Source organism: Paenibacillus silvestris, from assembly GCF_009882985.1.
Classification (GTDB): Bacteria; Bacillota; Bacilli; order Paenibacillales; family NBRC-103111; genus Paenibacillus_E; species Paenibacillus_E silvestris.
Window position 1 is genome coordinate 437,277 of sequence record NZ_WTUZ01000020.1, and the last position, 23,289, is coordinate 460,565.

At 42.5% G+C, this 23,289-nt stretch carries 18 protein-coding genes and 1 pseudogene; 3 read left to right on the top strand and 16 right to left on the bottom strand.

The genetic code is table 11. The features are described from left to right. Positions 1 to 31 precede the first annotated feature (31 nt). From GQF01_RS17255 to GQF01_RS17285, 7 genes are all read right to left on the bottom strand, one after another. Positions 32 to 1,333 carry an ABC transporter substrate-binding protein gene (locus GQF01_RS17255; RefSeq protein WP_161407962.1) on the bottom strand — a complete coding sequence of 434 codons (1,302 nt, stop codon included), beginning with the start codon at positions 1,331 to 1,333 and terminating at the stop codon, positions 32 to 34. 112 nt (positions 1,334 to 1,445) lie between these two features. After that, positions 1,446 to 3,086, bottom strand: coding sequence for a response regulator transcription factor (locus GQF01_RS17260; RefSeq protein WP_161407963.1), 1,641 nt, complete (start codon positions 3,084 to 3,086; stop codon positions 1,446 to 1,448). A 38-nt stretch (positions 3,087 to 3,124) separates the two neighbouring features. Beyond that, positions 3,125 to 3,376 carry a hypothetical protein gene (locus tag GQF01_RS17265; RefSeq protein ID WP_161407964.1) on the bottom strand — a complete coding sequence of 84 codons (252 nt, stop codon included), beginning with the start codon at positions 3,374 to 3,376 and terminating at the stop codon, positions 3,125 to 3,127. A gap of 38 nt (positions 3,377 to 3,414) precedes the next feature. Next, positions 3,415 to 5,235, bottom strand: a complete 1,821-nt coding sequence (locus tag GQF01_RS36865; protein ID WP_161407965.1) for a sensor histidine kinase — start codon at positions 5,233 to 5,235, stop codon at positions 3,415 to 3,417. 258 nt (positions 5,236 to 5,493) lie between these two features. After that, a complete protein-coding gene (locus GQF01_RS17275; RefSeq protein ID WP_161407966.1) occupies positions 5,494 to 7,512 on the bottom strand; it encodes a beta-galactosidase in 2,019 nt (672 codons plus the stop codon). Positions 7,513 to 7,547: 35 nt separating this feature from the next. Beyond that, positions 7,548 to 8,429: a carbohydrate ABC transporter permease gene (locus GQF01_RS17280; protein ID WP_235959850.1), complete on the bottom strand. Its 882-nt coding sequence runs from the start codon at positions 8,427 to 8,429 to the stop codon at positions 7,548 to 7,550. Then, the gene (locus tag GQF01_RS17285) at positions 8,426 to 9,301 is read right to left on the bottom strand and encodes a carbohydrate ABC transporter permease (protein WP_235959852.1); all 876 of its coding nucleotides are present in this window, start codon (positions 9,299 to 9,301) and stop codon (positions 8,426 to 8,428) included. Before GQF01_RS17285 ends, GQF01_RS17280 begins: the two co-directional genes overlap by 4 nt. 310 nt (positions 9,302 to 9,611) lie before the next feature. Between GQF01_RS17285 and GQF01_RS17290 the strand changes: the two genes are divergently transcribed. Further along, positions 9,612 to 10,094, top strand: a complete 483-nt coding sequence (locus tag GQF01_RS17290) for a MarR family winged helix-turn-helix transcriptional regulator (protein WP_161407968.1) — start codon at positions 9,612 to 9,614, stop codon at positions 10,092 to 10,094. A 184-nt stretch (positions 10,095 to 10,278) separates the two neighbouring features. On the opposite strand, the gene GQF01_RS17295 is transcribed toward GQF01_RS17290, so the two are convergent. From GQF01_RS17295 to GQF01_RS17305, 3 genes are all read right to left on the bottom strand, one after another. Then, complete coding sequence (locus GQF01_RS17295; protein WP_161407969.1) at positions 10,279 to 13,542, bottom strand: S-layer homology domain-containing protein; 3,264 nt, start codon at positions 13,540 to 13,542, stop codon at positions 10,279 to 10,281. A 747-nt stretch (positions 13,543 to 14,289) separates the two neighbouring features. After that, positions 14,290 to 15,573: an ABC transporter permease gene (locus GQF01_RS17300; RefSeq protein ID WP_161407970.1), complete on the bottom strand. Its 1,284-nt coding sequence runs from the start codon at positions 15,571 to 15,573 to the stop codon at positions 14,290 to 14,292. Beyond that, positions 15,566 to 16,471 carry an ABC transporter ATP-binding protein gene (locus GQF01_RS17305; RefSeq protein ID WP_161407971.1) on the bottom strand — a complete coding sequence of 302 codons (906 nt, stop codon included), beginning with the start codon at positions 16,469 to 16,471 and terminating at the stop codon, positions 15,566 to 15,568. The genes GQF01_RS17300 and GQF01_RS17305 overlap by 8 nt, the downstream gene beginning before the upstream one ends. A gap of 150 nt (positions 16,472 to 16,621) precedes the next feature. Here GQF01_RS17305 and GQF01_RS17310 point away from each other — a divergent pair. Further along, positions 16,622 to 16,852: pseudogene (locus GQF01_RS17310) on the top strand (VOC family protein); the annotation flags it as partial. Positions 16,853 to 16,943: 91 nt separating this feature from the next. On the opposite strand, the gene GQF01_RS17315 reads toward GQF01_RS17310, so the two are convergent. From GQF01_RS17315 to coxB, 6 genes are all read right to left on the bottom strand, one after another. Beyond that, positions 16,944 to 17,399: a DUF420 domain-containing protein gene (locus GQF01_RS17315; protein WP_127453741.1), complete on the bottom strand. Its 456-nt coding sequence runs from the start codon at positions 17,397 to 17,399 to the stop codon at positions 16,944 to 16,946. 18 nt (positions 17,400 to 17,417) lie between these two features. Then, positions 17,418 to 18,275 carry a cytochrome c oxidase assembly protein gene (locus GQF01_RS17320; RefSeq protein WP_161407972.1) on the bottom strand — a complete coding sequence of 286 codons (858 nt, stop codon included), beginning with the start codon at positions 18,273 to 18,275 and terminating at the stop codon, positions 17,418 to 17,420. A 94-nt stretch (positions 18,276 to 18,369) separates the two neighbouring features. Further along, entirely contained in the window at positions 18,370 to 18,687 is a 318-nt protein-coding gene (locus GQF01_RS17325; protein ID WP_161407973.1) for a cytochrome C oxidase subunit IV family protein, read from the bottom strand. A gap of 1 nt (position 18,688) precedes the next feature. After that, entirely contained in the window at positions 18,689 to 19,303 is a 615-nt protein-coding gene (locus GQF01_RS17330; RefSeq protein ID WP_161407974.1) for a cytochrome (ubi)quinol oxidase subunit III, read from the bottom strand. Further along, positions 19,300 to 21,171, bottom strand: coding sequence for a cytochrome c oxidase subunit I (gene ctaD / locus GQF01_RS17335; RefSeq protein WP_161407975.1), 1,872 nt, complete (start codon positions 21,169 to 21,171; stop codon positions 19,300 to 19,302). Before ctaD ends, GQF01_RS17330 begins: the two co-directional genes overlap by 4 nt. 27 nt (positions 21,172 to 21,198) lie before the next feature. Then, on the bottom strand, positions 21,199 to 22,215 hold the full coding sequence (gene coxB, locus GQF01_RS17340) for a cytochrome c oxidase subunit II (RefSeq protein WP_161407976.1): 1,017 nt from the start codon (positions 22,213 to 22,215) through the stop codon (positions 21,199 to 21,201). Positions 22,216 to 22,494: 279 nt separating this feature from the next. Between coxB and GQF01_RS17345 the strand changes: the two genes are divergently transcribed. Next, positions 22,495 to 23,181, top strand: coding sequence for a hypothetical protein (locus GQF01_RS17345; RefSeq protein WP_161407977.1), 687 nt, complete (start codon positions 22,495 to 22,497; stop codon positions 23,179 to 23,181). Positions 23,182 to 23,289: the final 108 nt, after the last annotated feature.

Consider the following 23,289-nt stretch of genomic DNA (forward strand, 5'->3'; position numbering starts at 1 on the left):
TATTCGTCCCTCTCCCCTTTCATGCCTAAACTTACTTACTTGCTCTAGCTTTCGCCCACTTGTCATTCAAATCGTTAGCGATCTTATCAAGCGACGTTCCACCCATCATTTCTTGACCAAGCTTTTTCCAATCCAATTGAATGGAGTTTACATATTTATTGAAGTTTTCGCCGCCTGGACGATAGTTGAACTCTTCAAATTTGTTTGTTTTGTAGAAATCGTTCAAGAATGGAACATCTGCTTTGACGCCTTCCATAACAGAGTTCGCTTGCTTTTTGTTCACGTAGAAGGAGTAAGCATCAGAGCTGAACATCCACTCTTGGAATTTCTTAGCCGCTTCTTTGTTTTTGGATTTATTGTTAATACCGAAGAAGTTGTCCGTGAACGTCATCACTTTCAGCGGCTCTGTCTCCGAATGACGTGCAGGCAATGGGAATGCTGCGATATCATCGATGTTTCCTACTTTAGATTTGTATTGCGGCAAGTACCATAGTCCCGCGGCAATAACAGCTGCCTTTTTCGCTTCAAACAATCCTGTTGCTTGGTCGTTGCTTAATCCTAGTGGATCCGCGCCCATTACCTTGGCATCATACAAAGCTTGGATATCGCTGTAGGATTTGTAGAAAGGTGTACCTTTTTCAAACGGCTTGTCCATACCAGCGATTTTGTCGTAATAGTTTTCGTCGCCGGATGCTAACATCGGCATAAATTCATTAAACGGATAGTTCGGCCAGGAGTCCTTACCGCCCATAGCATAAGGCTGGTATTTACCGCTCTTCTTAATTTCCGTTAATACGCTTACAAACTGTTCCCACGTAGTCGGAACGCTTAAACCTAATTCTTTAAATACACTTGGGTGGTAGTAAACAAGTTCTGGGAATGAGATGACGGGTAGAGCTAGCACTTTACCATCAACAGCAAATTGTTTCGCTTTCGTATTCTTAGCCGTAACACTCAAATCATCAAGTGGCAGAAGTTCTGCTTTGAAATCATTGATGAAGTTAGGCTTCAATTCGATAATATCCGGCAGCTCGTTAGCAGCTAATCTTACTTTCATCGCTTGCAGATAGTCGCCATCACTTTTGAAGGTTTCAACTTCCATCTTCACGTTTGGCATAACCGTAGAAAACTCTTTTACTTTTTTAGTCCAGCTATCTAGGAACTCGCTGTCGCTATCCCACATAGCAAGTTTTAATGTAATCGCATTCTCTTTTGTGCTGTCTGCTACTGGAGCAGCTGTAGGACTCTCTTTCATAGCCGTATTTGCTCCGCAACCTGTTAATCCAATGGTCAGGGCAATGGAAAGTACGGATGTGACTAATTTCTTTTTCATAATATTTCTTGACCCCCTCTTGATTACGTACGTTATTTACATCTTTATATTACAAAAATACAGAATACGCTTTCATTGATATATTTAGTGATTAGCTTGATAAATTTTGTGCTCATTCTTTTTTCCTTGCATAATTGTCCCGATACTTTTGAGGGCTAAGTCCCCGGTACTTCTTAAACACGCGGCTGAAATGCTCGGGATTCTCATATCCCACCTTAACCGCAATTTCGTACATTTTCATGTCCGTTTCAATCAGTCTGGTCGCTTCATTGATCCGGAGTTTCGTCACATATTCAATAAAATGCTCGCCCGTTTCTTTCACAAATTGTTTGCTCAAATGGCTTTCCGTCACCTGTGCCCATTCACTAACCTGTCCCAAGGTGATAGCCGTACAGTAGTTTTTCTCTACATAACGTTTGACTCTTTCCACCAAGCGCTGTGGGTTTTCTTCACGTATTTTATCAGGATGAAGCAAGTCGGCCATGCGGAAGACAAGCTTCTCAATCCACTCGTGCAGATCTTCACGGAAAGTGAACTGTTCCACAATTTCATAAGGCCTTCGCCGTGTTTCTATCACATGCGTCCAGTTCATCCCTTTGGCATGCAGCAATGCGCCTATGTTCCAAATCAATTCCTCATAGATCGGCAGAGAGCTCTCCAGCGTCACATTCGGCACTTCACTCAGCTGACTTAACCCTGCATGCAATTGCTGCTGCCACAAGCTATCCCCCTTCTCCATCAGGAACATCATCACGGTATAATCCCACGGTAAAAGTTGAGGCCTTTCGGTTATGCTGACCGTTTCAGGATAATACACGCGCCCAGGGCCTTCAGAAAATCGCAAGCTTGCCAAATTACTGGCCTGACTGTATTTAAGATGCCAGCATTTCCAGTCTGTGCACGAGTCAGCTACGCCGATAGATAACGACACATTCAGAAAGTTTTTGACCGTATTGCGCAAAGAATCTAAGAGCTCCATCACGCGCCCCCGCAGATTTAAGTAACTGGTCGACGACTCAAAACAAAGCAGGAAAGCATACTCTTCCTCTTGAACTTGCAACAATTCATAAGGGTGCTTAACGATTTCCATCCCTTGTTTAATGATCTTAACTAAATGATCCTGATTCTCCGCACCGGCTTGCAGCGCCATATTCCTAGCGGGGGATTGTATATCCGGCAAGACGGATATGATAACATGCTGAAAATTCACAAATTGCAACATCCACTTTTGAAAGGAGTCGTCCTGCGTTAAGTTATGGCTATAAATGTAATCTTTATCGCACAACAGACCTCGGAGCCAGGTTTCTCGCTGCTTCAAATCGGATTCGCTATTGCTTTTATTCAAATTTGCCGTTGAAATCGTCTTCTCTTTGATCTGACTAATCGCCTTTTCTATTACAGGAATGATATGTTCGGGATCGAGATCGGCCTTCATAATGTAATCGACAGCCCCAAGGAGGAAAGCTTTACGTACAAAATCAAAATCAGAATACGCACTGAGCACAATACTTAGCGGTGGATTAGTCAAATTTGCTTCCTGCAATTTAGACAGCAAGGTAAGTGCATCCATGATCGGCATACTCATATCGACAATCATCAAATCAACGTCCTGATGTACCGATATGCGCTGCCATGCTTCATAGCCATCCGCAGCCTCAGCCACCACCTCGCAGTCCAAATCACCCCATGGAATAATCGCACCCATGGCTAGTCTTACCAGCGGCTCGTCATCGACGATCATGACTCTAAACATTCTTTTCCCCCATTCTAAATAAAGCCATTAGTGCCGCTTTAATCCTGAACAATGACTTGATCATACTTTTGTTCTATGATTCCTGGGACTTCGTATAGTAAATAAGATCGACCGCTTACTTCTCCGCGAAACGAGCTGGGAAACGACAGGTACTCTTCTTTGGATAGAATAGGAAGGACAGCAATATCAACGGATAGCCCGAATTTCTCCTTCAACAACAAAGCTGAAAGAAAGCTTTTCTCAATGAGGATGACACGATCGTATTTGGTATCATATAAGCAAAATTTCATAGGAAAGACGCGCCCCCCTTTATCCGTTTCTCATCGATCTATGCAGATTTGTCATCGGTCAATGCTGCCTGCGATTGATCCGGATCATTCGATAAGAGTGGCAGCACCACAATGACTTCTGTTCCAACACCTAACTCACTGTTAATTTTCAAGCCGTATGGTTCGCCGTAATTTAATCGAATCCGATCATTGACATTGGCAATGCCGATTCCGCACAATGACTCCACCTTTTTCTCATGCAGCAAGGCTTCCATCGTCCGCTGTTCCATCCCTTTTCCGTTATCCGTGATTGTGATGATGAGTTGATCCATATTTTTTCTACTCGTAATTTTGACGATTCCCATCGCTTCTTTGCCGTAAAATCCATGAATAATGGCATTTTCCAAAATAGGCTGCAGCAACAGCTTGAGTATATAAGTATCCGTCACACAATCATCGATATCATATTCGACCTTAAAACGGTCACCATAACGGACCTTCATAATATGGATATACTTCTCCAAGCTTTGCATTTCATCAAAAACTTGGATGTATGAGCCGCCGCGATGAAAGGTTGAAGCTAACAATTTGATTAGAGAATCCGTCATTTCCACTAGATTGGTAGCCTTGGACAACATCGCCATAATCTTAATAGCATTAAGCGTATTCACTAGAAAATGAGGATTAATTTGCGATTGAAGCGCATCGATTTCCGCGCGTGTTTTGAGCTTTTCTTGTTCTTGCCTTTCGATGATGAGCTCTTGAATACGTATTGTCATATTTTGAAAGGTTTTTCCCAACGAATAAATTTCCAATGGACCAGAAAGCTCCAAATTGACATGAAAGGATCCGCTCTTCATTTTGTTCATTTGATAAATGAGCGATTTGATTGGGCCAACGATGCTTCGAACAAGAAAAAACGAGACAATCAAAAATAGGATTAATCCTGCCGCAGAAACATTCATCACTAATTGATAGATTTCTCTGACTTGGGCAGTCATCTGATCATATGGCGTGATGTAAATGATTTTCCATTCCGTCCGCTCCATAGTAAGGAAGGTTACAAAGATATTTTCGTCGTAAACCATGGTTTTAAAGTTGCCGCTTTTCTTATTTTGGGCTTGTTCGATCGTTTGCTTTTCAATGTTCTTATTTTTATCTTTACTTGTATCCAGCATGATGCTTCCGTTGCCGTCCAGGATAATGAAACTACCGTTTTGGTTGGAAGAGGATTCTGCCAGATTCTCAAATGTTTTGGCTTGTATCACAAAATAGATCATTTCAATATCGCTAAATGACCTTTCATATTGGGGAGCAATCGCTGCGGATAGAATATACTTATCATTCGATTCAATCAGTACATTCTCTTCGGATCCGAATAACAGAACTCTCCCTTGATTTTGGAGCGCTTTCTGATAGAGCGGCGTATCTTTCAATAAATTCTCGTTAATCCTGGTATTAATGTTATGAAAATGGGTGCCCTCAAAGAAATAGGCGCCTCCGTCGCGATAAACGAACATCGCGGACACAACGTCGGGCATATCGTGCAAATAATTTTTCAATTGATTTTCTAATTGGATGGAAGAGTTGAATAGATCTTTGGATTGTGTGCTGCGATGGTACGAAGTAGCAAGGGAAATTAGATTATTATCCGAGGCAATTGCGGCAATAGTCCTGATATATCTACTTTTTTCCTGATCGATGGAGTAGGATACTTGTTCCAATGTTTGCATAGTGCGCGAAGTGATGTTAGACAACAAAATATCTGTATAAGCCCTTAATGACAGAAATGCAACTAAAACAATAGGCATTACGATGACAAAAAAGAACATCACGTACAAGATCGAAGTAATTGGCCATCTCTTTTTAAAAATGCGCACTGGCCGTCCCCCCGTTTCCTCAAGTTACAACGTTGCTGTGAGATTACACATTCCGGCAAAATGACGGGAAACTGGGTACCAGGTAATTTGTGTAAAAGTTGTTACGCTTTCATTTATCTGTTGATCGCGTATTCACCAAGATTCGACATGATCTACCGTCATCATAAAATTTATTGCGAACTACGTCAACCCCCTATCAAATCCAATTAATTACAATGAAAGATAGAGAAGACATTGCCGTCTTCCCTATGAGATTAATTATTTACAAACTTCTAAGATAGCTACTCCGTACGGCTCTAGCACCAGCGTCCGCTCATAGACTCGATGAGACAATAAATCCTTATAGGATCCAGCATTCAATAAAATCGCTGTTTCATATGCATTATGATTCAAAACAAAGGTATACGTTTTATCATCTTTCTGTCTGCTTCTAATCTCGACACCTTCAGGAGCTTGGTGCGTTGTCGCCAAATTTAATCGTTCACAAATTGTTTGGCTGAGTTGTTCCAAAAATCTCTGTTCAGGGTCGGTTGCTACATAATAAGCTTCCCCTTGTCCGAATGTATTTCTGGTGATTGCCGGCATGCCGGCATAAAAATCACGTCCATAGACGCCAAGCGCCTCTGCTCCCTCAAGGTGCAGCAAATCGCACAAAAGCCCGCACTCGTATTCTCCATAGAGCTCTCCGAAAGCTGAATCTATCACAATTTTATTCGTCATTTCTGGTTGAAGCGAATCAATTTCTTCTACCCATATTCCGAGCAAATCTCGCAATTCACCTGGGTAGCCGCCTAACGTTACAAGATCGTTCTCATTCACGATCCCGCTGAAAAAAGAGGTGACCATGGTTCCGCCCTGTTTCACAAACGACTTCAGTCGATCGCTCACACCAGGCTTCAACATGTACATGACTGGTGCGATAATTAATTCATATTTGGAAAAATCACTAAGTGGGCTAATCACATCTACACTTACATTTAAATCATAAAAAGCTTTGTAGTACTTCTGCGCTTGCTTGAGATAATCCAGATCCACGTTCGGACCACTGGTCATTTCCACGGCATTCCAAGTATCAATATCAAACAACAGCGCTACTTTGGATTCTGTTACGGAATCTAGAAGCGTATCCCCCAACACCTGCAGCTCCATTCCTAATTGTGTACACTCTTTAAATACTCTTGTATGTTCATGTCCTGCGTGAGCAATCAAAGCGCCATGATATTTCTCGCACGCACCAACGGAACGACGCAATTGGAAGAACATAACCGTATCTGCCCCATGGGCTATCGCTTGATAGCTCCAAAGCCGCATAACCCCAGGCCGCTTGAGGCTATTGTAAGGCTGCCAGTTCTGCTGACTTGGCGTCTGCTCCATTAACATGAAAGGTTGTCCGTCCTTTAACCCTCTCATATAATCATGCCTCATTGCGACGTTGCTCATGGGTTCATTCATTTGGGGATAGCTGTCCCATGAAACAACATCCATATGATCGGCCCATTTCTTGAGGTCCAGACCGTTAAATAATCCCCAAATATTCGAAGTGATTTTGATATCCGGAGTGATCTCTTTGATCTTGTCGTACTCACCTTGATAACATTCTAAGATAGCATCCGACATAAATCTCTTATAGTCTAAAGCGATCCCTTGGAAGCATTTATTATTCCCGTTCAAATTCGTAGGCGGAACAATCTCTTCCCATTCATATACCGTATGAGACCAGAAGCTCATATTCCACACGCGATTTACAACCTCTAATGTCCCGTATTTGTTCTGCAGCCAAGTACGGAAAGCGGACGCGCACGTATCGCAGTAGCAATGAGGCGCATATTCGTTGCCAATGTGCCACACTAGCAAGGACGGGTGATGTCCATAACGCTCTGCCATCTTGACCGCCAAACGCTGAGAAAACATCCGGTATACAGGACTGCTCGGGCAGAAATTAACGCGTGAGCCGTGCGTGCGCTTCCTGCCGTCAATATCGACAGGAAGCACTTCAGGATATAAGCGAGACATCCAGGCTGGCTGCGCCGCAGTTGATGTAGCTAGACATAGGAAAATGCCCTCCGCTGCGACTGTTGCAATAATTTTGTCCAGCCATTCAAAATCGTACGTATGTTCCGAAGGCTGCAGCTTCGCCCAGCTAAAAACAGGCAGTGTAACGATATTAATGCCGGCCAATTTAAACAATCGCATGTCTTCTTGCCAAATTTCCTCTGGCCATTGGTCAGGGTTATAATCGCCGCCATAATAGATGTATGGCAGTTTGTCATTAATCATTGCAAGTACCCCCAAAATTCAATAGTTGAACAGTGCTACTCTTTCATCGCTCCGTCCATTAATCCAGCAAAAATAAATTTCCGAAGCACCAAGTAAATTAAGATGGTTGGCAACATAACCAAGATAATCGCGGCAGACAACTCATTCCAATAGGTAGCGCGCTCACCTACGAACGTCATCAATGCGGTTGATAAGGTACTTAGTTTCTTCGAAGGCATATACAGATAAGGAATGTACATATCGTTCATGATATCAACGGCTTTGATGATTGCCAGTGTAGCCGTTGCTGGAAGCAAGAGCGGGAATAGAATCGAGCGGAAAATCCGGAAATACGACGCTCCATCGAGCAGCGCGCTTTCGTCTAACTGCTTCGAAATCTTCTCAATGAATTGCAGATAAATGAAAATTTGCATCAAGTCTGTTCCAGCATAAATAATTAGCGGCGCAAATAACGTGTTGTACAAGCCTAATGACTTAATGGTCTGAAACCGCGCCACTTCAGTGGTATAGGCGGGTACAACGGATGCGATAATGAATAGCAGAAAGATTGTTTTCTTGAAGCGGAAATTAAACCGATTGAGTACAAAGGCTGTCATTGCACCGAGAATAGCATTAATGACAACGCTAGAAACCGTTACACTAAGTGAGTTAATTAACCCTACAAGCATGTTCGCTTTCTCGAATGCGACGGCAAAATTGTGGAACGACCAGCTCTTCGGAAGCGCAAACGGCGATGTAGCCGCGAGCTCCGGTGACGTCTTGAATGCTGCGAAGACAACCACTAGCAAGGGGACAAAAATAATAATCGTGATGAGCGATAAAATGACGTAATAAAGCGATTTGCCAAGAAAGGAATACACCGATGCCCTTTCCATTCTACGAGGTTTGGTTGCAAGCTTTGCTTGAGGCATGCTCATGATGATTTTTCCCCTTTCTCACGAATCAATAAATTCTGAATGAAGCTAAACGCAATGATCATAACCATCAAAATTATTGCCAAGGCCGAAGCTAAGCCATAGCTATTGAATTTAAATGCCGTATTAATGGTGAAAATCGTAAATGTACTACTGGAGGTACCGGGACCGCCTTGTGTAACAAGAAACGGAATATCAAAGACTTGTAAGGCTCCTCGAATATTTAAGAACAAAATAATTTCAATAACCCGGCGAATACCTGGCAACACGATATAACGAATCTGCTGCATTTTGTTAGCACCATCAATTGTTGCAGCTTCATACAAATCGCTTGGTATAGACTGCACACCTGCTAAGAACAAAATGATATGAAATCCTGCGAATCGCCATAAGGAAATGGCTACAAGCGAATAGTTAACTATCTTCACATCACTAAGCCAATTATGAATCCAACCCTCTAAACCTACGGCCATCAGAAACTCATTGATCGGACCATTCACTGGATTGTACAAATATCCAAAAATATAAGCGACTGCTACACCATTAATGATGTAAGGAAGTAAAACGATAGAACGGAAAAACTCGCTAGCTCGCATTTTGGCATTCAACATAACTGCCAATAAAATCTCAATGGGAATCAACAGCGCATGGATGATGAAATATAGCCAGTTATTCGAGAGCGATTGCCACACCTGCGACATTTTGAGCGCTTTCAAATAATTGTCAAACCCTACAAAATGTAGATCTCTGCTAATTCCATTCCAGTCGGTCAAACTGTATTGGAACAGCTTCACCGTAGGATAAATTAGGAATAACAGCATTAATCCCAACGGCAGCGCCAGAAAAGAAAAAATGAGCACTCTTTTTTGCATCATGTTATTCATTTACTTACTTCCCTCATTCCTTAATCAATGATGTTTGTAATGACAGCGGTGCTAGTACTTACCCCTAAGATCATCTTTTGTAAGCCTAATTCTAGATATATTGGACACGCTTTCACATGATAATTTTTGTGCTTTCAATTGATAAATTTTGTTGAGCACACAAAAAAAGACTCTCCCGTCGGCAGATTACTCTGCTTTCGAGACAGTCTTTTTTTTATTTTCAGCAGTATTATTTTGACAAATATAATTCAAACAAATATAATCAAAATGAAAAGGTTATCATAGAAAGGATGATGATGAAATGCTTACCAAAGAATTGCTAGCCGAAACCCAAGAGTTTTCCGAGACCTTCTTGGAACTGGTATTACGAATGCGTGAAGTTCTGTATGAAAATGATAAACGTTATGCCTCATATAGACTTTCCAATGAAGAATTCCATACGTTATTTTTCCTTTTTACAAGTACTGAGCCGTTAGGTCCATCTGATATAGCAGATAAAATTAACGTGACTCGTGCTTCAATGACGGGCCTTCTCGATCGTTTGGAAAAGGAAAATCTACTAGAAAGAGTCAACCATCCTAAAGATCGCCGCAAGATTATTTTAAAACTTACTGAGAATGGCACCAAACTGGTCGAGAAAATTATGCCGCCTCATTTTGAATGGCTGAGTAAAGTAAAAGAAGTCTTTTCCGAAGAAGACAGACAATTATTTACATCATACCTATTAAAAATGCGAAATATTATGGCCGAGATTAATTTAATTAACGATAGAACTTCGATCTAGCCTATGCAGTGCTTGATCAACAGCCTTTTATAACCCCTCTTTTATACCTTTAATCCATTTCCAAAGACTTAAAAACAATTAGCGTTCCGCATACACTATTTGATCTGGCGCAATACTAACAAAGAAAACATAAAGGGAGAAGATCCTTAGGGGATCTTCTCTTATTTATGCATTACGTACAAGATTACTTAACAGTTACTTCTGTTGTCGTTGTTTTACCGCTTGGTGCAATAATGATAACATCGAAAGTTCCTTTGAATGCAGTCCCAACAATAACATTGTTAGCTGAATCCATAGTCACGTCCGTCTCTGCGCCTGCCGTAGGACGTACATGTTGAACTGTGAAGTTAAGACCATAAATGAAGTTCATTTTATTAACATCACTAGAATCGTAACTAACCCCATAGGAATCAGTAACCACTACACTAGTTAGACCCATGTTCCCTGCTACTCCACCTACTGCCGTGCCACCGAAAGGAACGTAGTCTGTCGTTGCAGCATAAGTACCGCCACCAGTTACTGTAACTTTCTTGCTAGCCGTCATATCAGCAACTGTTGGAGCATCTGAAGTTACTGTTACAGTTTGTGTAGCGAACTTCGTTTTTCCTTTGTTATCAATATAAGTTGCTGTAATCGTAGCAGTACCCGCTTTATTACCGAGCATGTACCATCTACCATAACTACCACCAGCAACTCGTTTGTCTACTTTAACTACGGTAGGGTTGGAAGACGTTACATTCGTAATAAAGTTATTTGGTACAGAAACTACATCTCCAGCAGCATTTGTTACTTTAAAGTTAATGCGATTACTCATTGCGAATTTAGAAATAGCACCTGCAGGAGCTAGGTCAAATCCAGCACCGTCCAAAATATCGCTGTCGAGTGTATTGAACAATTTAGTTGGAGCACTCAACGTATAATTCCAATCTTCACCAGTGGAAGAGTTAGCCGCTGGAGCTACTGCAATTTGTTGCTCAACGTAGGTAATTTCTTGTGTTTTGGTTGGATCGGCTTTATCAATTTTACGAATTCCTACACGCAGGTTAGCTTTCTTACCTTCGTTGCCCGCGAATGCCGTAATTTTTAGGCCTTTATTGAATTCTTTCAATGCATTTTCATCTGTTTCGTCAGAACCAGTGAATGATTTTTTAGTTTTGCCATCAACAAGCACTTTAGATACATCATCAATTCTAGTTACTTTAAATGCATTGAAGCTTGTGTCATTGTTATTGCTTGCGTCTGGTACATTTTGAAGTTGTACATATACATCATAAGTTACAGAAGTGCCTACACTACCGTTGCCATTCGTTCCGTTTGTATCCAAGTTGTAGTCCATAATTCTGCCGTATTGGTCAAGAACTTGGTATTGGAAATTGGAGCTGGATGCAACTGTCGCATCACCGGAAGTCGGATTGTTATAACCAATCATTTCTTTCGCAGGTTTCACTACTTCTTTGATGCGATCTGGAACACGAACATCAGCAACCGTCCATGTTTTTGTAGCCGTGCTTGTTGCGTTCGGAGAAGCGATCACCAATGTTAGAGAAACAGAGCCTTTAGATACACCAGTAATATTTTTCAAATGTACAGATCCTCTATGAGCACCTGATTCCATAATCTCGCCTTGTCCAGCAATATTGCCAGCCACACCGGATACTGTAACTCTGATTCTTTCGCGGTTAGTGTCGCTAGCTAAATCATCAGCGCTCAGAGCGTTTCCGCTAGCATCATAAGCAGCAATTGGGATATATACATCCTGATCCCCTGCAGCAATTACGTCGTTAAAGTCACCAATTTCAACTTTTGTAGCGACAGCAACGGATTTGATGCTTATTTTACCAGTAGCTGCAGCTGCTTGGTTCATGATCGTGAATGTGTAATCGCCGCTCTTATCAACATTGTCAGTCAAAGAGAGTTTCAGGCGAGGAATATTGCTGCCATTGTCTTCGAACTCTGGTTTAATAATTTCATTGCTGTTTTTTGTGTTTGTACCAATGTACTCGTTCCAAATAATGTTAACATCTTCTTTTTTGAAGTATGGGGAATCGTATGTGATATTGCCGCCATATTGGTCAAAAAGATTAAGGTCAAACTTAACGGAGTCACCTTTACCTGAGATCGCATTGTTAGGATTGGAGTATGTTGCTTCACCCAGCTCAAGTTTAGTCAGAATTGGGTCAGTACCTACTTTGAAGTTCTTCGCTGCAGTTACGTGTTGGTCGTTATTCACGATGGATAGAGAAACAATACCTACACCAGCTGTGCTAGCGGATGTATCCAGCGTGATTGCCAAAGTTCCATCATCTAATTTATTGATTTTAGTGACAGTTGCACCACCTGGATAAACTGTGTAGCTACCAGCATTGAAGGAAGCATTCTCACCGTATTGGTTTACACCTTTCGCTTTAACAACAGTGCTTTTGGAATGAGCAATTGTATCACCAACAGTTACAAAATCAATCTTTTGAAGGACTTCGTCTTTCGCAGTGAAAGTAGCCGTTGTTTTCTCAACATTAGATGCATCCAGACCATTAACAGCAACACTATACTCACCAGTACGAAGTTTCTCGTCAGTCAGCGTTAATGTAGCAGTTTTCTTATCATCGGACCATTTCGCCGTTGTTTTAATTTCAGTAGTGCCTTTTTTAAGAGTAAATGTCGCTTTATCTGTATCAGCCGGTTTGTTAAAGGATACTTCAACTTTTTGAACGCCAGCTGCCTTAGCGCCAGTTACCGTTAATTTACCAGGAGCAACATACTGAGCTTTGGCTTCATACGCACCTGTCAGAAGCAGGTCACGTGTAGCATTGGTTTGGCCACCGAAACCAGTATCTGCTTTAGGGAAAAGCTTCAATTCAAGCGCCAAAGCTACATAACCTTGAGCCCAATCGGAAACAGTAGTATCAGTACCTGTTTTCCCTTTAGCTTCAGCATCTTTACCAAGTACGCGAACCAAGAAAGTAGCCAATTGTTCTTTTGTTACTTTACCAGCTGGGTTGTAAGTACCTTCGCCGTAACCGTCTGTTACGCCAGCTGTTTTCAAAGCTTCGATATATGGAAGAGCATAGCCGTTGGCTGCATCGTCAGCAGTCACGTCAGTGAAGCTGGATGTTTTCAAATCTTTGTTAACTTCTAGACCCATAACCAATGCCGCAACTTTCGAGAATTGTGCGCGGTTCATTTCTTCTTTCAGTCCAAAAGTTGTTTCGCTGACTCCATCGAAGATACCAGCGCTGATCATTGCGTCAAACTTAACTCTCGTTGCTTCATCAAGATCTTTCAAATCTGTGAAATCTTTGGATGTCTTAACCGTAGTTGCTTGTGTACTGACAGTGTTAACCGTAGAATCTGGTGTTGCTGTTGTTTCCGCCATCGCTACTGATGCAAACATCGAGAAAACCATTGTCGCTGTTGTGATTACCTGAAGACTTTTTTTCATCTTTTTCATTTGATACTCTCTCCTCCCTAATTCGAATAAATCGAATTAGATGTTATTTTTTATAAGTGTGAATCCTTACTGCTAACATCAAAACTTTCTAACTCCATCACCTTATCACCCGATAACTTAGCAACAAGAACCAATGCCAAACTGACTTAATAGACTTCGGTTTTGAATCTATGCTAGAGAAATCCTCTCCCTTCAAAATAATAAATGTGATGCAACCGGGTTAGGTTTAATCAGTTAAGATAGTTTAGATTAAAACTATATATTTAAATATAATTACTTAATTGATTATATTTATAATTGTATTTAAAGTCAATACTATATGGGCGTTGGCATTAGTTCCCTGATGGTCTGTGCTAGATTCCAGCGGTTATGGGAATCCTCCTAGAAGTGAATCTATCAATCATATAAACAAAATAAAAAGTGGGACTCGGCATCCCCTCCGAATCCCACTGCATTTATGAAGAATACAATTTCCTCTTATAATATACAAAATAATATAGTTTAAGTCAATATAGTTTTTTTCTTAATTATATTTCATGCCTATGGACCTACTCCATCGCTACCGGTATCAATATGTATATACAAAACTGGCCTATGTGCTGAAAGTAAGTATTTGAGCATAAAAAAAGTGGGATTCGGCTTCCACTCCGAATCCCATAAGGAAAAAAAGGTTATGAAAAAAAGTTTACATAAAATAATATATTACTAAATATAGTTTATGTCAATATAATTTTAAACTTAACTACTTTATATCTTATAAGCCCGCATCGCTTTACGAAGTTCTCTCCAGGTAGGCCTTTTACCATACATGAGCACGCCCGTGCGATAGATTTTGGCCGCCACCCAAGCCATTGCGCCAATTGAGACCAATTGGATGACGATTGACAGCCATATTTCCCACAACGCTGGTGAACTCATCCCAATCCGCAGGAACATGATTAACGGTGAAAAGAATGGCACGAATGACATCGTGACAACGAATCCTGTATTCGGATTGTTTAATCCGAATATTGCGATCATAAACGCGGCTACGACCAGCATCGTCACGGGCATAATCGCCTGCCCCACATCTTCTGTTCGACTTACCAGCGAACCAACTGCCGCGAAAACGGTCGCATAAATGAAGAAGCCTAATAGATAGAAGATCAAGAAATAAACAATGAGTGAAACCTGCAGATCTGCCCAATTCAGATTGAGCTGTGAGACGAGCTGGCTGCTGCTGGATAAGCTTAAGTTTACAACACCTACAGCGATGGACAGGGCTATCTGTGTTAAAGCCAACAAGCAGATACCTACAATTTTACCAAACATCTGCTTAAGTGGTGACACACTTGTGATGAGCAGTTCCATTACTCGCGAACTCTTCTCTGCGGTTATTTCCATGGCTACCATGTTGCCGAAACCAATGACGCCCATGTACAACATGAACAGCATGACATACACGAGGGCATAGGACATGACCATTTGCGACTCTGTTTTGCCTGCTCCTTCATTGTTCAATAGAAGCTGCACCGTTTCCAAGGAGACGGGGGCTTGCATGTTGGCTTTTTGCTCAGGGGCAATTCCTGCTCCTTGCAGGACCACGTCCGTTTTGACCAGTTGTAGGGCTGTCTGTAGCTTGTTTTTGAGCGAAAATTCCATCGTTCCTTCGGATTTATAAACCGTTTTTGGGAACCCGGATACGGCTGTATCTGTAAACTCAAGATAACCTTTTATCGTTTTGTCTGCTATTTGCTTCTTCCCGAGTGCCTCATTCGCGGCAGCACTTCCTGCGTCTAGTAGGGGTACAATGACGATTTCCGGATTCTGCTGAGTATTATAAAAAGCGGCCAGCTTCCCTGCAACCTCCCCTTGTTTCCCTGCGAAAATGCCGATTTTCGTCGCTTCATGCGAAGATAGTTTCTCCATTATCGTAGGCAAGTGAATGAGCACCGATAACAGTACAATGAGAATAAGACTCATCACGCGAAATGATTTGGAGCGGAAACGGGTTAAATAGGTGAATTTGATAACAGTCCATGTCCTATTCATGCGCTTTTCCCACCTTTTGAATAAAGATTTCATTCAGCGTAGGCTCCATGATTTGAAACCTATGTATAGCAGACTGTCCTATCGCATGGTGCAAAATCTGCTGCGCATCAGCAGTGGAATCTATCCGAATGTGATAGCCGGTTTGCTGTCTCTCCACAGACGTAACACCTTGGAGTTGTTCCAAGCCCATAATTGGCTGCTCGGTTTGCAGCGTGATTCTCTCCTTCGGAAAGGTAGATTTAATCTCCTTCAGGCTTCCTTGCAGAATCGTATTTGAACGATGCAGAATGCAGATATGTTCGCACAGCTCCTCCACATGATCCATGCGGTGACTCGAAAAGAGTATTGTCTTCCCCTCGTCACGGAGGCTCTTCACAGTCTTTTTCAACAGTTCCACATTCACGGGGTCAAGTCCGCTAAAGGCCTCATCCAGAATCAAAAGATCAGGATTATGAATCACGGCAGCAATAAATTGGATCTTCTGCTGATTCCCTTTGGACAGCTCCTCGACCTTCTTATTGTAGTACTCAGGGACGTCGAACCGTTCAAGCCAAGCTTTCAGTTCCGTCTCTGCCTGCTTACGAGATAAGCCGCGCAGCTCTGCTAAGTATATAATTTGTTCGCTTACTTTGATTTTAGGATATAAGCCGCGCTCTTCGGGCAAGTAGCCCATAAGCCTCTTCAACTCTTCCCGATAGCCCTGCCCCTTCCACAAAATTTGTCCTTGATCGGGATATATAAGTCCTAGAACCATTCGCATCGTTGTCGTTTTTCCAGCACCATTAGCACCTAGCAGTCCATAAATTTCTCCCTCCTGCACACGCAGAGTGATAGCGTTCACAGCTGTTTTCTCACCGTACTGCTTGGAAACGTTGTCTACTGTAAGCGGGTATGTCATGGATTGAACCTGCCTTTCTGATTGAGCTAAGAGATTAATGTTCTATTATTATAGTTTACATGAAATTGGTAAATAGAAGAAATTTTGCGAGTGGTTGGTGCCACTGGTATGTTGATAAGTTCGTTGATATCCAAAGAACTTTTAAAGTCGCTCACGCAGAAGGAAACCGTTGATACCGAAAAGTATGCGCAAATGACGATCGCATTGGCCTTCGAGAGCCGAGAAAAGGTGGATGAAATCGTGAATACTGCGGTCTCCTTAGGCGGGAAATCGTACGAAGAACCTGAGGATTATGGATTCATGTATCATTGGGCCTTCGAGGACTTGGACGGCCATATGTGGGCAATCAACTACATGAACACGGATGCAGCTCACGGTTAAGGATAAAATTCCGTACAAAAAAAGAAGCTAACTCAACTGCTCAACACAGCGAATTAGCTTCTTCTCTTTATTCCTCTTCGGAATCTATTTCCTACAATCCAAAAATCGCATCAATAACCGGCTTCGTCGTCCCACCCGGATACATCAAGTAGAGCAAAACATAAACCAAAACACCCGTCGGTGCTGTTAAAAGCCACACAATTGCAGCCACGCGGCCAATTTTCTTATGCTTAAGAAATTTGTTTTTGTAGGCAAACCAAAGTGTTATTAATCCAAGAACACCGCCCACCGTAGCTAAGGCAATGTGGAAGAACAAGAACAAATGATACGGCAGTTTCAAGCTCTCTGGTCCACCGAATGAGGTGTTACCCTCAAACAACGTACGAGACATATATATAATAAAGAACGCTAGTGCGAAAATAGCTCCAAGAACCATCAGCTTCTGATGGGTTTCCCGGTTCCCTTTCACAATATGATACCACCCGAAACCGACAAAAATGGCACTGATCACGATAAACATCGTAGAAATCGTTGGTAAAATGTGCATCTCCCTAAATCCTTTCCCCTAAGCGCGATTCCAATTACCGCTCTGATTATTCAGACCCTCTTGTGCCTCAATAAGATCCATATCGTCATCTTCTTTACGCTCTCTGCGATACCAACGGAAGAAAATATACGCAAGTGTTGCTCCATAGACAACTTCCTGGACCATCTTCATTAGAACGCCACCCAATTGCTGATCATCAAGAGGTGATAAATGGGCGAAGGGTACGGATACATTCGCGTACATGTCATAAATAATCGTATCCGCGAAAATAATGAGCGCACAGGCTGGTGTCAGCAAAATGCCATTACCAAAGATGTAAGCCATCTTCTTCAAATCATTCAAGCGATTCATCTCAGGCAGTGGACAAAAAACAGGGAACCACATCATAAAAGCCGTAAATAACAGCACCGTATGGTAACCGAAAAGCGATAGATCATTGATCATCAAGTAATCCATAACCAAAGGCATATGATATATGGAGAAGAGCATGTTAAATAGGAATAGTGCAATCAACGGTCGTGTGAAAAATGAGAATATACCGCGAATAACCTTAATTTTCATTATCGAACGCATCATCCACGCTGGTGTGCCCAGCCAAATACAGATAGGTACGATGAGATATAGAATAGTTTGCTGCAGCATATGCATGCTGAACAAATAGTGGTGTCCGATATAATTAATCGGACTCCCTTGACCAATGTAGAAAAGAGCAAGCCCAACATAGAAAGAGATCATCTGTGAAGCCGAAACTGGCTCAATATTTGCTGAATTCCCTTTCCCCTTAGCGACAAAGTGACGATATGTATATCCGACAACGACGACCACCAACAGTAATACAGGATTCCACAACTCAAAAAACCCACCAATTTGGCTCATACCTGATCTCTTTCTCCTTTCAACTTCATGCTAGACCTTCATGCTAAAAAAAGAGGAGGCACTTTGCCTAGACAAAGTTGCCTCTTCCAGTGGTTTACCACCACATCCAATATACAGCTGTAATAACACCAGTAAGAGCTACGAAAGCTCCTCCCCCAAGAAAAATTAGCGGGAACAGGTGCCCTCTTTCTTTGGCATGCATCCAGAAGAACAACTGGATAATAGCTTGCACAAGGGCCAAAGAGACGATGAAGATCAAGATAAACGAACGATCGAGGTCTCCGTAGAGAACAACTGCAAATGCAAGCATTGTCAGCAAGATCGAGATAATGTAAGACAAGTAGTGGTTCAATGGAGATTCATGCTTTACTCGTTTGCTAGGTGCGTGTGTATCGTGAGAATTGCTGCTCATCTTAATGACCCACCTTCCCCATCAGATAAACGACTGTGAAGATAAATACCCAGACTAAGTCAATAAAGTGCCAGTACAACGCTGCTACGTAGAACTTAGGTGCTGTAACAACGGTAAGACCTTTCTTAAGTCCTTGTAGAATCAACAGTGTAATCCAGCAAATACCGAAGGCAACGTGCGCTCCGTGGAACCCAACCAGCGTATAGAACGATGTTGAGAAGGCACTTGTTGTAAATTTATGACCCTCGTGAACATATTCAACGAACTCATAAATCTCAAGACCCAAGAACGAAAGACCAAACAATACCGTGATAAGAAGCCAGAATAACAATTGGCCCAGCTTCTGTTTGTGCATCGCGATGATCGCGAACACGCTTGTTAAGCTACTTGTTAAGAGGATGAAAGTTGACCAACCCACTGTTTTGAGTTTGAAAATTTCATCAGCTGTCGGACCGTCTGGAACAGAGTTCCGAAGTGCAATGTAAGTTGCGAATAAACAACCAAACAATACAACTTCGGCGCCAAGGAATAACCAGAAACCAAGAACCTTATTTTTCCCTTCGAGGGTAGCCGTTTCCGGATTAGCAGGCAGTACGCCCGTATGATGAGTACTCATGCCTTTACCCCCTTGTCATCTTCAAGTTCTTCCGGTTCAATATGCCAACCATGATCGTCGTATACGGAGCGTAAGAACATAGCAATAAATGTAACAATGATCCCAGCGCCTGCAACATAGTAGTTTTTGTACATAAAACCAAAACCAGCAATGAACAAGCCAACGGACATCATTAACGGCAAGATGGATGCTGACGGCATATGAATCGAACCAACCGGTTCTGCCGGAGTCATTTGCTTATTACCTGCCATTTTCTCTTTCCAAAGTGCATCATAGCCGCGAACAAGCGGAGTTTGTTTAAAGTTATATTCAGGTGCAGGTGAAGGAATCGACCACTCCAATGTACGACCATCCCAAGGATCGGATAGCGCCGTAACTGGTTTCCTTGCTGTTGCAATGATGTTGATTAGGAACACGAGCGTACCGATACCCATGAAGAAGGCACCTACTGTAGAAACCAAGTTACCTACTTCAAGATCATACCCTGGCTGGTACGTAAATACACGACGCGGCATCCCCATTAGACCCAAGAAATGCTGCGGGAAGAATGTTAAATGGAAACCGATGAAGAACAACCAGAAATGTAATTTCCCGAGTCCTTCGCTGAGCGTGCGACCAAACATTTTTGGCCACCAGTAGTAAAGACCTGCGAACAAGCCAAGAATTAGACCACCAACGATAACATAGTGAAAGTGAGCAACTACGAAATACGTATCGTGGTACTGGAAGTCTGCTGCTGGAATCGCAAGCATAACCCCTGTTGTTCCACCCATAACGAATGTCGGGATGAAAGCTGTTGCAAAAATATTAGCTGTTGTGAAACGAATTTGCCCGCCCCAAAGGGTGAACAACCAGTTAAAGATTTTGACACCAGTAGGAACGGCAATCGCCATTGTTGCAATCGAGAAGATCGAGTTAGCAACTGGACCCAAGCCTGTTGTAAACATATGGTGAACCCAAACCATGAAGCCCAAGAAACCGATTAATACAGTTGCGAAGACCATGGAGCTGTATCCGAAAAGACGCTTTTTGGAGAACGTCGATACGATCTCAGAAATAATACCAAACGCTGGAAGAATCAGGATGTAAACTTCGGGGTGCCCGAAAATCCAGAATAGATGCTCCCATAATACGTTGTTACCGCCCCTGGCAGCATCGAAGAATGCTCCGCCAAAGACACGGTCGAACATAAGTTCAACTAGTGCTACTGTAATTGCAGGGAAAGCAAGTACGATCAAAGCAGAAGTGATGAAAGCTGACCATGTGAACATTGGCATACGCATATATGTAAGACCAGGTGCACGCATGTTAATAATTGTTACGAGGAAGTTAATCCCCCCGATAAGTGTACCAATACCGGCAATTTGCAAACCTAGTACATAGAAATCTGTACCTTGAATGTTACCCTCGAGCGTCTGCCCCCAACCGCTGTCGGTAATCGAGGACAATGGCGCATATCCCGTCCAACCAGCATCCGGTGCACCACCCAAGAACCAACTTGTGTTCATCAAGACGCCGCCCGCGAAGAACAGCCAGAAACCTAGTGAGTTCACGAATGGGAACGCAACGTCCCTTGCACCAATCTGTAGAGGAACGATGGCATTCATGAATGCGAAGATGATCGGCATCGCCGCAAAGAAAATCATCGTTGTTCCGTGCATCGTTGTTAATTGGTTAAATGAATCACCGACAAAAATATGTTGATCCGGATAAGCGAGCTGAATCCGAATCAGAATGGCTTCAAGTCCTCCTACGAGGAAGAAAAGGCCGCCCGCAAGTAAGTACAGGATACCGATCTTCTTATGATCGACTGTTGTAAGCCAATCCATGAGACCGGTATGTTTTTTTACTGGGTGAGAGTGAGCCAACGTATTAACCTCCTTTACCTGAGAAGTTTATTTCAAAGTCTGTAAGTACTGAACGATATCGTTAATTTGTGCGTCATCAAGCTTACCGCCTGCCGCTTGACCGAACGCTGGCATTTTGTTGCCCGGTTTCTGTTCTTGCGGATTATGTATCCACAGCGCCATTTTCTCAGGAGTATGTTCCAAAATACCAGCAAGTGTATCGCGATCAGCGAAACCTTTGAGGTTCGGAGCAACACCAGGACCATTAGCAGTAACTGCGTGACAAGACATACAATTTTCTTTGAAAAGTTCTTCACCCTTCTGAGCTGTTGCCGGCACAGTTGCTGGTGCTTTCATTTTCGCTACCCATGCATCGAAATCCGTTTGACTCTTCGACTCAACCGTGAAGTTCATCAATGCGTGAGACGCTCCGCAAAGCTCTGTACATCTACCTTGGAATGTAGATATTTCATCAGCTTGCAGGTAAAGCGTATTCGTGATTCCAGGGTTCGTATCTACTTTACCGCCTAGGGATGGTACCCAGAATGCGTGAGAGACGTCCGCGGAAACAAGTTCAAATGCAATAATTTTATCCTTAGGCACAACAAGCTGCTGCGCTGTCGCGATGCCTAAATCTGGATATTCAAACTGCCACCAGAATTGATGCGCAGTGACTTTGACGTGAACGGCGGCTTTGTCCTTAGTGTAGTTCGTTGAATGCTTGAATGTGTAAGATACTGTTGGCACCGCAAGCACTAACAGTAAGAGAATCGGAACAACGGTCCAGATGATCTCAAGCACGTGGCTTCCTTCCACTTGTTTCGGAATGCTGTTGTCGTTCTTGCGCTTCCTAAACCGAATTAACACATACACATAAATCGCAAATACGACAATTACGACAAAAACCATGATAAAGAGACTTAATTTCATCAAAAACAATTGCTCTGATGCAACAGGACCTTTTGGCTGCAAAGCAGACAGAGTTGGGTCTCCACACCCGGCTAGCAAGAACGTCATTACCGCTAAAAGGGGTAGCAGACGCCATAACTTTTTCAATCGACTCATTGTATCAACCCCACTTTTAAAACATTATTTTTACCACGATGGCCATGCCCATGTCAATTCACTTTATTAACTATAAATTCGTGAAAAGTTTTTGTCAATCGCTGGAGGAGAGTTCACAAATTGTTCTTAAACCGCTCTGTAGCGATATATTTTCCCTTCATGGTTATTTCCATACACCCACCTCTTTATGCACAAAAGCGTATATTTCTGAACACGAATAAAAGGAGAGAAACATCCCATCCTATAGACATTACACTCTAGATTGGGAGGTCATTATTGATGCTCAGTAAGTTAGGTTTTCCGATTTCTGGATTGCTATTCCTCATGCTAACTTTATCAGGCTGCACGGAGGGTGGACGGGAATATGGCAAAAGTCCCGACCATACCAACTTCGGTTCCCCAGTCGATAAATCGACAGATTCCGAGAGAGCCTACCAAACCCAACAGCTCTATGGTCCTGTATCGCACAATAATACTAGTCTCGCATACAATCAGTTTCTTTCTAATCAACTCAATGCGATGAATGGTGTAAATACGGCCATCGTCATGACGACGGACAAAAACGCCTACGTGGCCCTCATGATTGACAGCAGCGCTACGGGTACCAAAGGTACGACAAAAGAGACCAACAACCAGGGAACGAACAAAGGCTTTTACAATGATAACGCTCCTCATGATGACTATCTGCCTTCTAATGATTTAAACAACGGGTACAACAGTTACGAGACTGCCGTCCATCATGACCTGCTCTCTCATCGTTTTAAACAAGCTATGGCGGAGAAAATCCGTCTGCTCCAACCAAGTGTGATGGATGTCTATATTTCAGCTAATCGGGATTTCCTCAATAAAATGAACAATTATGCGCAGGAAAGCTGGAAAGGCCATTCGCTTATGCCGCTGCTGACCGACTTCAACCAGACTGTGGAGCGCGTTTTTGGGACAGCTCAAGTATTGCCAGATAAATAAATTCAATTTCTTCTATATAAAGTAGATATTTATTGCTTGTAGGCCGGCCCCTGTTTCCATTTGTCTGGCATTCCTGTACAATGGGGGAATCGTCTTAACAAGGAGAGA